We start from the raw sequence: 12,858 nt of genomic DNA, 5'->3' as shown, positions 1-12,858 counted from the left end.
AGCATAGGGGCGGCCTCCGACACGGCTCTCGGGGCTTGCGAACTCCCCCACCGCGCCCGGGCCGGTAGCGTGGAGGCATGCGTTTCGCCCACGTCCGTGCTCAGGAAGGGGCGGAAGCCCCCCGTCTCGTCAGCGTCCACGACGACGAGTTCTCGTTCGTCGACGAGTTCTTCGCCGGTGCCCCCCGCACCCTCGAGCAGCTCATCGCCGGCGGCGACGACCTGCTGGACCGCGTCCGCGACATCGCGGCGAGCGCGCCCCGGCATCCGCTCTCCGGCATCCGGTACGCCTCCGCGGTGCTCGCACCGCCGTCGATCCTCGCGGTCGGCCTCAACTATGCGGCGCACTCGGGAGAGCTGGGGCTCAAGACCGATGCCGGCCCCACCGTCTTCGTGCTCTGGCCGAACTCGCTCACCGCGCACGGCGAGACCACCTCGTGGCCGCGTTCGCTCAGCGAGGCCGTCGACTACGAGGCCGAGCTCGGCGTCATCATCGGGCGCCCCGGCCGAGACATCAGCGAGCAGGACGCGCTCGACCATGTCTGGGGCTACACCGTCGTCAACGACGTGACGGCGCGCAACATCCAGTTCTCCGAGGCGCAGTGGTCGCGCTGCAAGTCGTTCGACGGGTTCACCCCGACCGGCCCCTTCGTCGTGACCGCCGACGAGATCCCCGATCCGCAGGACCTGCACATCTGGACCGTCGTCGACGGACACACGGTGCAAGATGCCAGCACCGGCCAGATGGTGCGCTCGGTGGCGACCCTCATCCACAAGCTGTCGGAGTCGGTGACCCTCCTGCCCGGCACCCTCATCTCCACGGGCAGCCCCGGGGGCGCGGGCTACTCGCGCGACCCGCAGATCTTCCTGCGCGACCGTTCGACCGTGACGGTCGGCATCGACGGCATCGGCGAACTGACCACGCACTGCCGCATCCTCGACTGACGCGGCGTCCGGGATTCGTTCCGGATGCCGGTACCCCGGCGCTCCGGACGGGTTCGGCGACGCGGCGCTCGAGGGGCGTCGCAGGTGGCCCCGGGGCGATCCCCGCGCGCGTCACCGCGGCGGGACACGACCGCAGGTGGCCCCGGGGCGACAGAAAAGGCCCCGGGGCCACCTCGCCGCCGACAGAGACGCGGATGCCGCGGGCGGGCGGGCCCGACGATCACGACGCCGCCCGGTACCCACGACGAAGGGCCGGGACGATCACGCCCCCGCCCTCCGCTCAGCCCTCGACGACGCTGTCCGCCGCGCGGACGATCGGGATCGCCGCCGTGACGGCTTGCAGACCCGAGAGGCGCGCGGGCGAGATCTGCTTCAAGACCTCGTCGCGCGTCATCAGCCCGGCCTCGACGACCAGGTCGGCGACGTTGCGGTGCGTGAGCAGCGCCGTCTTGGCCAGGGCGGCGGCGGCCGCGTAGCCGATGAAGGGCGTCAGTGCCGTGACGACGCCGACCGACGAGCCGACCATCGCGCCGAGACGCTCGCGGTTGGCCGTGATGCCGTCGACGCAGTTGACGCGGAGGGTCCACATGGCCTGACGCATCCACGTGATCGATTGGTAGATCGAGTGCGCGATGACCGGCTCGAAAGCATTGAGCTGCAGCTGACCGCTCTCGACAGCCATCGTCACGGTCATGTCCGCGCCGACCACCGAGAAGGCGACCTGGTTCACGACCTCGGGGATCACGGGGTTGACCTTGCCCGGCATGATGCTCGAGCCGGCCTGGCGTGCCGGGAGATTGATCTCGCCGAGACCCGCCTGGGGACCGCTCGAGAGCAGACGCAGGTCGTTGCAGATCTTCGACAGCTTCACGGCGTTGCGCTTGAGCGACGACGAGAACGACATGAAGGCGCCCGTGTCGCTCGTGGACTCGACGAGGTCGGTGGCCGTCTCGAGGTCGAGGCCGGTGATCTGCCGCAGGTGGCGAAGCACCGCTCCCCCGTAGCCGGCGTGAGCGGTGATGCCCGTGCCGATGGCCGTCGCGCCCATGTTGATCTCGTAGAGCAGGTAGGCGTTCTCGGTGAGTCGGCTGTAGTCCTCGCCGAGGGTCGTGGCGAAACCGTGAAACTCCTGGCCGAGCGTCATCGGCACGGCATCCTGCAGCTGCGTCCGGCCCACCTTGAGGACGTCGTGGAACTCCTCGGACTTCGACAGGAACGACTCGCGCAGAAGCTTCAGCTCTTCGAGCAGGCTCTGGAGAGTCAGGGCGAGACCGATCTTGATCGCTGTCGGATACACGTCGTTGGTCGACTGGCTGCGGTTGGTGTCGTCGATCGGCGAGAGGAAGGCGTAGTCGCCCTTCTCGCGTCCGGCCATCTCGAGGGCGATGTTGGTGATGACCTCGTTCGCGTTCATGTTGGTCGAGGTGCCGGCCCCGCCCTGGATGACGCCGACGGTGAACTCGTCGTGGAACTCCCCGTCGATCACGCGCTGCGCGGCGCGATCGATGAGGTCGGCCTTGTCGTGGTCGAGGACGCCGATCTCGCGGTTGGCGCGGGCCGAGGCCTGCTTGACCATCGCGAGACCCCGCACCAGGTCGGGGTAGACCGAGATGGGGCGCTTGGCGATCGGGAAGTTCTCGAGCGCGCGAGCGGTGTGGATCCCCCAATACGCGTCGGCGGGGATCTCGAGCGATCCGAGGGAGTCGGTCTCGGTACGGGTGCGCGTCATTGCGTCCAAAGCCATGTGGGAGTCCTCGTGGGTGTCACGGCGGATAGGGATGCCACGAGCCTAACGAGCACCGCTCTGCCGGTCGGTGGACACGGCGGCCGGTCGTCGGATCCGCACCGTCCGTCCTGTCTATTGCCGACGCGCATGCGCGGCTCCTGACTCCAGCGCCACGCCCTCCGGCCGGCTCCCTGTCAGGAGCGCTTGCGCGAGAACGCCTCGAGGCGTTCCTCGGGGCTCAGCGCCGCCATGCGCGCCGTCCACTCCGGCGTGAAGAACCCCGACGCCTCGACGTCGACCACGGGGACGACGGCGTGGGTGATGGTGTCGTCCCAGACGTGGACGAGGTGGAACGAGCGTCCGGCATCCATCCCGTTCACCGCGTCGGCGGGCCGCGCGAGGTCCATCGTGTAGCAGGACGCCGATGCGACGCTCACCGGAACGCCGGCGAAGGTGCCCGACGTCGAGTAATGCAGGTGCCCCGCGAGGATCGCCCGCACGTCGCTTCCGGCGATCGCCGCGGCGAGCCCCGGCTGATCGCGCAGCTCGAGGATGTCGAAGAAGGGGATGTGCGAGGGAAGCGGCGGGTGGTGCAGCGCGAGGATCGTGCCGAGCGGGGCCGGCTCGGCGAGTTCGGCGCGCAGCCACTCGAGTTGCGCGGCATCGAGATCACCGTGGTGCCAGCCAGGGACGGTCGAATCGAGGGCGATGAGCCGCAGGCCGTCGAGGTTCCACACACCCGTCACGGGCTCTTGGGTGGGCGCGGCGTCGAGGAGCCCCTCGCGAAGAGCGGGGCGCTCGTCGTGGTTGCCCGCGACCCACACCACTGGCGCGCCCAGGCGCTCGGCCCACGGCTCGACCGCGTCGCGCAGCGCGCGATAGGCCTCGGGCTCGCCGAGGTCGGTGAGGTCGCCCGTGAACACCACGGCATCCGGTCTCACACCGGTCGCCTCGGCGGCCTCGAGCGTGCGCCGCAGATGCAGGGCGGTGTCGTAACGGTCGCCGAGCAGACGGTCGCCGCCCAGCAGGTGGGTATCGCTGAGATGGAGGATCACGCGCGCCGCGGGCGCGTGCTGACCGAACTGCACGGATGCCATGCCCACAGCCTAAAAGGGGGCTCCGACATCGCGCCCCGAGACGTCAGTGGTTGAACAGGATCAACAGCAGCGCCCCGAGCACAGCGGCCGCGCACACCGCGAAGCAGAGGTACGCGCCGATCAGCGACACGCGCTTCTGCCCCTCGCTCAGCGGGTTCTTCTTGGCCGCTTTGGCCACCGCCTTCTCGGCGCGGCGCTTCTGCTTGTCGGTGAGCACGGTGATGGCATCCGTGAACTCCGCCGGCGTGACCAGGGGCGGGCGACCGCCCCGGACGAGCAGGCGCAGACCGAGCGCGTAGAACGTCACGACGATCGAGGCGCCGACGATCGCCGCGACGAAGACGTGGAGGAAGGCTTCCCAGTTGATCAGCATCAGGCGCCCTTCTCGGCCTTGTCGCGCTCGAGACGGCGCTGACGACGCGTGGGTCCGGGCTTGCGGGGCACCTTCACGGCGGCTCCCGAGTCGGCGACCTCGCTCATCGCGTTCGCCGAGGTGACGGAGTCGCGACGCGAGCGCAAGAACAGTCCCAGGATGATGACGACGGCGATGACCGCGTCGACCGCGACGCCCCAGCCGCCCAGCCACACGACGATCAGGGCCGCGGCGGCGCCCACCGCACCGGCGGCGGGCAGGGTCAGGACCCAGCCGATCATGATGCGACCGACGGTGTTCCACCGGACGGTCGAGCCGCGGCGGCCGAGGCCCGAGCCGATGACCGAGCCCGAGGCGACCTGCGTCGTCGACAGGGCGAAGCCGAGGGCGCTGGATGCCAGGATCGTGGCCGCCGTGGACGTCTCGGCCGAGAAGCCCTGGGCCGGCTTGACGTCGGTCAGGCCCTTGCCGAGGGTGCGGATGATGCGCCAGCCGCCCATGTAGGTCCCGAGGGCGATCGTCAGCGCGCACGCGAAGACGACCCAGAGCTGCGGGTCGGGGTTGGACGTCGACTGCCAGCCCACCGTGATGAGGGCCAGGGTGATCACGCCCATCGTCTTCTGCGCGTCGTTCGTGCCGTGCGCCAGGGCGACGAGCGACGACGTGAAGATCTGTCCCCAGCGGAAGCCGTCTCGGCCGTCGGCCTTCATGTCGTAGCGGCGGGTGATGCCGTAGGCGATCTTGGTGACCGCGAAGGCGATGATGCCGGCCGTCAGCGGCGCGATCAGCGCCGGCAGGATGACCTTGCTCAGCACCACGCCGGTGTCGATCGCCGAGGCGCCGACGCCCACGAGCGTCGCGCCGATCAGACCGCCGAACAGGGCGTGCGACGAGCTCGAGGGAAGACCCAGGAGCCAGGTGAGCATGTTCCAGGTGATCGCGCCGATGAGACCGGCGAAGATGATCGGCGGGAAGATGTCCGGACTCAACTGGTCTTCGCGGATCATGCCCCCCGAGATGGTCTTGGCCACCTCCGTCGACAGGAACGCCCCGACCAGGTTGAGGCTGGCCGCCAGAAGGACGGCGACCTTGGGCTTGAGCGCACCGGTGGCGATGGGCGTGGCCATCGCGTTCGCGGTGTCGTGGAACCCGTTGGTGAAATCGAAGAACAGTGCCAGCGCGATGACCAGCACGATGATGAGGGCTGCGCTCTCCACCGTTCGCTTTCCGTGAGAAGGAAGAAGGGATGCCGACGGGATCGGCGCGACGAACGAAGAGTTCACCTGGAGTTCGACACTCGTTCACCGAGGTCGCGTCCACATCATTTCACCGGGGACCGCGGCGGTCAAACTTGCGGGGCGTCGGGGTGCCGGCATCCGGAGCATTCTCGCGGACCGATGGCGCGAGGGCGCACTAGCGTGGAACGGTGACCGATCTCGACCCGAAGCTCGCCCCGCCCGTCGCCGACCGCCGCCCCGTCGCACGCACCCATCACGGGGACACGTTCGACGACCCGTACGAGTGGTTGCGCGCGAAAGACGACGCCGAGGTGATCGCGCACCTCGAGGCCGAGAACGCCTACACCGGCGAGCGCACGGCGCATCTGACGCCGCTGCGCGACGCGATCTTCGGCGAGATCAAGGGCCGCACGCTGGAGACCGACCTGTCGGTGCCCGCGCGCCGCGGCGACTGGTGGTACTACGGCCGCACGGTGGCCGGGGCGCAGTACGGCATCCAGTGCCGCGCTCCCCTCGACTCCCCGGACGACTGGACCCCGCCCACCCTCGCGCCCGACTCCCCCGTCCCCGGCGAGCAGGTGCTCTTCGACGGCAACGTCGAGGCCGAGGGCACCGACTTCTTCTCGCTCGGCAGCTTCGAGATCTCGAACGACGGCACGCGCATGCTCTACGGCATCGACGTCGCGGGCGACGAGCGCTACACGGTACGCGTGCGCGACCTCACCACCGGCGAGACGCTCCCCGACGAGATCCCCGGCACGTTCTCGGGCGCGACCTTCTCGCCCGACGGTCGCTTCATCGTCTACACCACGGTCGACGACGCCTGGCGGCCCGACACCGTGTGGCTGCACGAGATCGGCACGCCCGTCGGCGACGACGTGAAGCTCTTTCACGAGCCCGACGACCGGTACTGGGTCGGCGCCGACTTCACCCGCAGCGACCGCTTCCTCGTGATCGAAATGGGCTCGTCGATCACCAGCGAGGAGTGGATCCTCGATGCCGACGACCTCCGCGGTGAACCCCGCGTGGTGTGGCCGCGTCGCGAGGGCGTCGAGTACTCCTCCTCGCACGCCGTGGTGGACGGCCAGGACGTGCTCTACATCCTGCACAACGACGGCGCCCTCGATTTCGAGTTGGCGCGGGTCTCGGCATCCGACCCTCAGGGTCCGAGCGAGACGGTGATCGCCCACCGCACCGGCCACCGTCTGCTGGGCGTCGACACCTTCCGCGACTGGGGCGTGGTCGGCTACCGTCGCGACGGCCTCGCGCGGCTGGGCATGCTGTCGTACGCCGACGGCGCCGTGACCGAGATCGCGTTCGACGAGCCGCTGTACAGCGTCGGCACGGGCGGGAACCCCGAGTACGCTCCCCCGGTCCTGCGCCTCGGCTACGGCTCGTTCGTCACCCCCGGCACCGTCTACGACTACGTCGTCGAGACCGGCGAGTTGCTGCTGCGCAAGCGCCAGCCCGTGCTGGGCGGGTTCGACCCCGCCGACTACGGCCAGGCGCGTGTCTGGGCTCCCGCCGAGGACGGCACGCAGGTACCGGTGTCGCTGGTGTGGAAGCGCTCGTTCGGCGAGCCCGGCACGTCGCCCCGACCGGTGCACCTGTACGGCTACGGGTCGTACGAGCACTCCATCGAACCCGGCTTCTCGGTACCGCGCCTGTCGCTGCTCGACCGCGGCGTCATTTTCGCCGTCGCCCACGTGCGCGGGGGCGGCGAGATGGGCCGCCAGTGGTACGAGGACGGCAAGATGCGGGCGAAGCGCAACACCTTCACCGACTTCGTCGCCGCGGCCCGCCACCTGGTGGCCGAGGGGTACACGACCCCCGAGCGGATCGTCGCCGAGGGCGGAAGCGCCGGCGGCCTGCTGATGGGTGCCGTGGCCAACCTCGCGCCCGAGCTGTTCGCCGGGATCCTCGCCGACGTCCCCTTCGTCGACGCGCTCACCACGATCCTCGACCCCTCGCTGCCGCTCACGGTGATCGAGTGGGACGAGTGGGGCGATCCCCTCCACGACGCCGAGGTCTACGCCTACATGAAGTCGTACTCGCCGTACGAGAACGTGCGCGAGGGCGTCACCTACCCGCGCGTCCTCGCCGTGACTTCGCTCAACGACACCCGCGTGCTGTACGTCGAGCCGGCCAAGTGGGTCGCGCGCCTGCGCGAGGTGGGCGCCGACGCGCTGCTGAAGTGCGAGATGGTCGCCGGCCACGGCGGCGTGAGCGGCCGGTACAACGCCTGGCGTGAGCGCGCGTTCGAGATCGCCTGGCTGCTCGACGTGCTGGGGTTGGCGGAGTAAGCCACTCGGCGGCTCGCCTTCGCGTCACGAGAACAGGGAAAGTCACGAGAACAGGGCGAATCGGTCGATTTCGTCCTGTTCTCGTCGTATCTCCTGTTTCGTGACGATCACGCTACTCCGATACTCGTCCCCAGGCCGCGGATCTTCCGAACCGTCCCCACTTCGCGAAAGCACAGGACGACAGGTGTCTCCGGGCCGCGAGTCTGAAGCGATGAAACCCAGCCTGGTTGCATGGTTGACGACACGCGGCGGCGTCGCACACACGTCCTCGGCTGCGGCTGCCGGCTTCGGCCCGCGGGCTGTCGCGACGGCCGCGGCGACGTCGGAGGTCGAACGCATCCGGCGTTCGTGGATCGTCACGCCCGACTGTCCCGCGAGCCGGAGAAGAGCGGCATCCGTCGGCGGTCGGTCAACGTGCGTGAGCGCGGCCCACGACATGGGCCTCTGGGCACCGTCGAGCGAAGACGTGCACGTGTGGGTACCCGCCACCGCGTCGCGCCTCGACGACGCAGGTATGCGACTGCATCGCGCCACTCCACCCGTACCCGTGATCCGCACCGATCCCCTCGAACCGATCATCAATGTGCTGTTCCATGTCGCCCGCTGCCTTCCTCCCGCCGACGGTCTCGCCGTGTGGGAATCCGCCCTTCGGTCGAAGAAGGTGGATGCCGACACGCTGGCGGCAGTGGGATGGCGCTCGACCCGTGCGTCGAGGTTCGCGCACGTCGCCACGTCCCTCTCCGACTCGGGCCTCGAGACGCACTTCCGCGAGTTGATGCTCACGATCGGCGTCCGTCTGCGGCAGCAGGTGTGGGTCGACGGGCACCCGGTCGACGCCGTGATCGGCGAGCGCCTGGTGGTCCAGATGGATGGGTTCGCGTTTCACAGCTCACCGGCGGACCGGCGCCGCGACCTCCACCAGGACGCCCGGCTGGTGCTGCGCGGGTACACGGTCCTCCGCTTCGACTACGTGCAGATCCTCTTCGAGCCCCAGTACGTGATCGATACGGTGCGCCTCGCCATGGCCCAGAGACGCCACCTCCGCGCGCCCCGCTGAGCTGCGCCGCCACGTCAGCTGCCCTGTGTCACCGGAACAGGGGATGTCACGAGAACAGGAGGAAACCACCCCGATCGCCCTGTTCTGGGCGCACCGGCCTGTTCTCGTGACGGCCGGGGGCGTCACGACGGCGCGCCCACCGGCCGATAGCGCGGCCCTCCCCCGTCACCAGAACAGGAGATGTCACGAGAACAGGAGGAAACCGCTCCGATCGCCCTGTTCTGGACGCGCCGCCCTGTTCTCGTAACGACTCGGCAGCCCCGCCGGCCCCACCACACAGCACCCCCACCACACAGCGCAACGGCCCCACCGAACAACGCAACGCCGACCGAACAACGCAACGCCCCGCCCCGCACGCGGCGGGACGGGGCGTCGAGGCGACGGCTCAGCCGAAGAGGGCAGCGGCCTCTTCGTAGCGGTAGAGCGGCACGCTGTTGAGCTCGCCGAGGGCGTCGGCGAAGGGGACGCGCACGATGTCGGTGCCGCGCATCGCGACCATCTGCCCCCAGGCGCCTTCGTGCAGCGCGTCGGCCGCGTGCAGGCCCAGGCGCGTCGCGAGGACGCGGTCGAAGCCCGACGGCGAACCGCCGCGCTGGATGTGGCCGAGAACGGTCGAGCGCGTCTCGATGCCGGTCAGGCGTTCGATCTCGGGCGCCAACAGTTCGCCGATGCCGCCGAGGCGGGGCCGGTTGAAGGCGTCGAGGCCCTTGTCGCTGAAGGCTTCGTCCATGCCCTTGAGCTTGAAGCCCTCCGACACGACGACCAGGGGCGCGCGACCGCGGTCATGGGCGCGAGTGACCTGCTCGACGATCTCGTCGATCGACATCGGCACCTCGGGGATGCAGATCACGTGGGCTCCCGCGGCGATCCCCGCGTGCAGGGCGATCCAGCCGACGTGACGGCCCATGACCTCGGCCACCATGCACCGCTGGTGCGAGTCACCGGTCGTGCGGAGGCGGTCCATGGCATCCGTCGCGATGTTGACGGCGGTGTCGAAACCGAACGAGTAGTCGGTGGCGCGCAGGTCGTTGTCGATCGTCTTGGGAACGCCGAGCACGTTGATGCCGTCCTTCGACAGGCGGTCGGCCGCGGCCAGGGTTCCCTCGCCGCCGATGGCCAGGATGCCGTCGAGCCGGTGCCCGTACATCGTCTTGGAGATGTTCTCGGCGCCGCCGCGCGCACCCTCGTAGGGGTTGGTGCGGCTCGTGCCGAGGATGGTGCCGCCGACCTTGGACAGGCCCTTCACCTCGTGACGCGTGAGCGGGAAGAAGTCGCCGTCGACCACTCCGCGCCAGCCGTCACGGATGCCGACGAATTCGATGTCGTAGTTCGTCGTGCCCTTGAGCACGACGCCACGGATGACCGCGTTCAGCCCGGGGCAGTCGCCGCCGCTGGTCAGGATGCCGATCTTCATGGGCAGAGTCCTCTGGTGCTGTGTTTCGGGTGAAGGGGTCGGCGCCGTTGCCGTCTTCGACCCTATCGCCGCGGGCGGGACCGCTGCCACACGGTGACGGACGGGCGGGCGGATGCCGAGACCCGGGCGCTCGAACTGCGCCCCGCGCCGTGCGTCGAAGGCGTCAGACGCCGGGCCCCAGCCCGCTCCCGCGACGCGACGAGACGAGACCCGACCCGCCGCGACGCGAACAGGAGACGGGCACCCCCTCCGCACACACGAACGCCCCGGCGCCGAAGCGACCGGGGCGTTCGAGGGGAACCGGCTCAGGCGTGGCCCAGCGCCTGACGCAGCAGGTGCATGAGCGCCGACAGCTGCACCGAGTCGCTCGAACCGGGCTCGATGGTCTGGCCGTCGAGGGCGCGGGCGGCGAGGCCCTCCTTCGAGTCGATGAGCTCGGCGATCTTGGTGTCGATCGTGTGCGCGGCGATGATGCGCCACGCGGTCACGGGCTCCTCCTGACCGATGCGGTGCACGCGGTCGATCGCCTGCGTCTGCTCGGCGGCGGTCCACGACAGCTCGGCGAGCACGACGTTGGAGGCGGCCTGCATGTTGAGGCCGACACCGGCGGCGGTCAGCGAACACACGGCGATGCCGACGTCGGGGTCGCTGTTGAACGCGTCGATCGCGGCCTGGCGAGCCGTCGAGGTCTGCTCACCGCGCACCGACACGGCCTTGAGGCCGGAAGCCTTGAAGTGGGCCTCCGCGGCATCCATGACATCGATGTGCTTGGCGAAGAACACGACCTTGCCGACCGAGCGCTGCAACTGCACCGCGTAATCGGCAGCGAGGTGCGCCTTGGCCTGACCGATGCGGCGGACCATCGTGAAGACGTTCTCGCTGCCCGAGCCCGCGGCCTTCGACTCCTCGAGCTCGCCGTGGGCGACGAGACGCACGATGTCGTCGTCGATCTCGCCGGCGGCGAGACCACGATCGCCGCGGGCCTCGATGATACGGCGGTACTTCGCCGCCAGGCGGGCGCCCAGTTCGCGCTCGGCCTGACGGATCGACCGGCCGTACTCGTCGTCGAGCTCGACCGGCAGGTCGGCCACGAGCTTGTCGGGCAGGTCGGCCGCGACGTCTTTCTTCTTGCGCCGCACGATCCCCATCGAGATCACGGCCTCGCGCGCCTCGGGGTAGAACGCCTTGTCCGCGGGCGTCAGGCCCGTGGCATCCAGCTTCTCCATCAGCTCGGGACCGGGCTTCTCGCCGTTGGTCCAACCGAGGAAGCGCCAGATCGCGTCGAAGTCCTCGACGTCGTTGATCAGCGGGGTACCGGTCAGCGCGAGAAGCAGCGGGTCACGGGTCTGCTGACGGACTCGGGATGCCAGGGCCAGCACGTTCTGCGAGCGCTGCGACGTGAGGTTCTTGATGAAGTGCGCCTCGTCGACGACGATGCCCTTGAGCCCGATCGACGACAGCCACGACAGGTGCCGGTCGAGGATCTCGTAGTTGACGATGAAGACGTCGGCGAAGGCGTCGATGTCGGCGCCACCGCCCGAGATGACGGTGGCGCGCCGTTGCGGCGTCCACCGCTGGACCTCGCGGGCCCAGTTCATCTTCACGACGTTGGGCACGACGACCAGCAGCGGGTACGCGTCGGCGACGGATGCCGCGAGCACCGACTCCGCGGTCTTGCCGAGGCCGGGCTCATCGGCGAGCAGGAACGAGCGGTGCCCCGTGCGGACGGCCTCGAGGAAGCGCGACTGGTGCGGCATGACCTCGAGTCCCCGCGGCGAGAGCCGGTCGAACTCGGGGACGGGCGGCAGCTCCATGCTCGCGGCCGAGCCGCCGGCACCGGTCTCGAACGCCTTGTAGAGCGGGCCCATGAGTTCCCAGCCGTCCAGGCGGCGACGCGGAGCGTCCCCGTCCGAGCGGGGGGTGAGGTCGGGCGCGAGGAAGGGGTTCGCCATCTGCCGCGCCTCGATCGAGGCGGGGATGACCTGCTTCTCGGCGAGCGCCGCCGGAACGACGGGGGCGACCTTGGGCGTGTTGTCGGTGATGATGAGCTCATCGGGCGGCAGCTCGGCACCGGATTCCAGCAGCCAATCGCGGCGCATGCGGCGAGCGACCGGCGAGGTGGCCTGGTCGACCTCGAGCAGCTGGATCAGCGACGTGTCGCGCGCCGCGGTCTTCGCGAGGATCGTCGCGACCCCGTCGAGGCGCTTGAGCAGCTCGGCGCGCGCGGCGTCGGTGATCTCGGTGTCGGCCTTGACCCGGGCGCGCTCCTCGCGGACGAGGAAGGCGATCACCTGGAACTTGACGCGGTTGGTGGGCCCGAGCTTTCCGCGCTGCGCCTTCGCCTCGATCTCGCGCACCTTGCGGGCGAGGATCGGGATGACGGGTGCTTCGTCGTCGCGTCGGGATGACGTGGTCTTCCTGCGTCGTTGGCTCGAGCCTCGGGACGCGGTTGCCGTAGTCGGCATGCTCCTCCTGAGCGTGTCGTCCGGATGACAATCCGGAGCGTCCGGCGAATGCCGGTGGATCAGTGACCCCGCGAGTACGTCGCTCGAACCGCCGCCGAAGAAGCGGTGTCGGCGACCCGCAACGCGTCTACGCCGGAACGGCTCGCGAGACAGCGGATGACGGGGTCGCATACATTCTAGCGGCCCGTGCCCCCATTCCGCGTGAGATGCCGAGATTCGTCGCCGACAGGGGCCGCCGCGC

Annotated in this window: 9 protein-coding genes; 3 read left to right on the top strand and 6 right to left on the bottom strand. The window is 69.7% G+C overall.

Features of this window, described 5'->3' with window-relative positions:
* Positions 1–77 precede the first annotated feature (77 nt).
* The gene (locus J2X55_RS07775) at positions 78–944 is read left to right on the top strand and encodes a fumarylacetoacetate hydrolase family protein (RefSeq protein ID WP_309822779.1); all 867 of its coding nucleotides are present in this window, start codon (positions 78–80) and stop codon (positions 942–944) included.
* Between the two features lie 280 nt (positions 945–1,224).
* Here J2X55_RS07775 and J2X55_RS07770 read toward each other — a convergent pair whose 3' ends face one another.
* The 4 genes from J2X55_RS07770 to J2X55_RS07755 all read right to left on the bottom strand — a co-directional run bounded on the left by J2X55_RS07770 (position 1,225) and on the right by J2X55_RS07755 (position 5,357).
* The gene (locus tag J2X55_RS07770) at positions 1,225–2,688 is read right to left on the bottom strand and encodes an aspartate ammonia-lyase (protein WP_115920233.1); all 1,464 of its coding nucleotides are present in this window, start codon (positions 2,686–2,688) and stop codon (positions 1,225–1,227) included.
* 176 nt (positions 2,689–2,864) lie between these two features.
* Positions 2,865–3,767, bottom strand: coding sequence for a phosphodiesterase (locus J2X55_RS07765; protein ID WP_115920231.1), 903 nt, complete (start codon positions 3,765–3,767; stop codon positions 2,865–2,867).
* 43 nt (positions 3,768–3,810) lie between these two features.
* Positions 3,811–4,140, bottom strand: coding sequence for a peptidase (locus J2X55_RS07760; protein ID WP_210111108.1), 330 nt, complete (start codon positions 4,138–4,140; stop codon positions 3,811–3,813).
* On the bottom strand, positions 4,140–5,357 hold the full coding sequence (locus J2X55_RS07755) for an inorganic phosphate transporter (RefSeq protein WP_210111107.1): 1,218 nt from the start codon (positions 5,355–5,357) through the stop codon (positions 4,140–4,142). Before J2X55_RS07755 ends, J2X55_RS07760 begins: the two co-directional genes overlap by 1 nt.
* Positions 5,358–5,566: 209 nt before the next feature.
* Between J2X55_RS07755 and J2X55_RS07750 the strand changes: the two genes are divergently transcribed.
* Both J2X55_RS07750 and J2X55_RS07745 read left to right on the top strand, forming a co-directional pair.
* The gene (locus J2X55_RS07750; protein ID WP_309822776.1) at positions 5,567–7,681 is read left to right on the top strand and encodes a S9 family peptidase; all 2,115 of its coding nucleotides are present in this window, start codon (positions 5,567–5,569) and stop codon (positions 7,679–7,681) included.
* A 418-nt stretch (positions 7,682–8,099) separates the two neighbouring features.
* Positions 8,100–8,738: a DUF559 domain-containing protein gene (locus J2X55_RS07745; RefSeq protein WP_309822774.1), complete on the top strand. Its 639-nt coding sequence runs from the start codon at positions 8,100–8,102 to the stop codon at positions 8,736–8,738.
* A gap of 385 nt (positions 8,739–9,123) precedes the next feature.
* Here the strand turns inward: J2X55_RS07745 and J2X55_RS07740 are convergent, their stop codons facing one another.
* Together J2X55_RS07740 and J2X55_RS07735 are read right to left on the bottom strand one after the other, a co-directional pair.
* Positions 9,124–10,152 carry a 6-phosphofructokinase gene (locus J2X55_RS07740; RefSeq protein ID WP_103210346.1) on the bottom strand — a complete coding sequence of 343 codons (1,029 nt, stop codon included), beginning with the start codon at positions 10,150–10,152 and terminating at the stop codon, positions 9,124–9,126.
* A 305-nt stretch (positions 10,153–10,457) separates the two neighbouring features.
* Positions 10,458–12,617: a DEAD/DEAH box helicase gene (locus tag J2X55_RS07735; RefSeq protein WP_309822771.1), complete on the bottom strand. Its 2,160-nt coding sequence runs from the start codon at positions 12,615–12,617 to the stop codon at positions 10,458–10,460.
* Positions 12,618–12,858 lie beyond the last annotated feature (241 nt).

The sequence above is a fragment of the Microbacterium sp. 1154 genome, assembly GCF_031455375.1.
GTDB lineage: Bacteria > Actinomycetota > Actinomycetes > Actinomycetales > Microbacteriaceae > Microbacterium.
Note: the sequence above shows the minus strand (reverse complement) of the source record. Positions and strands in the feature narration are given on the sequence as shown.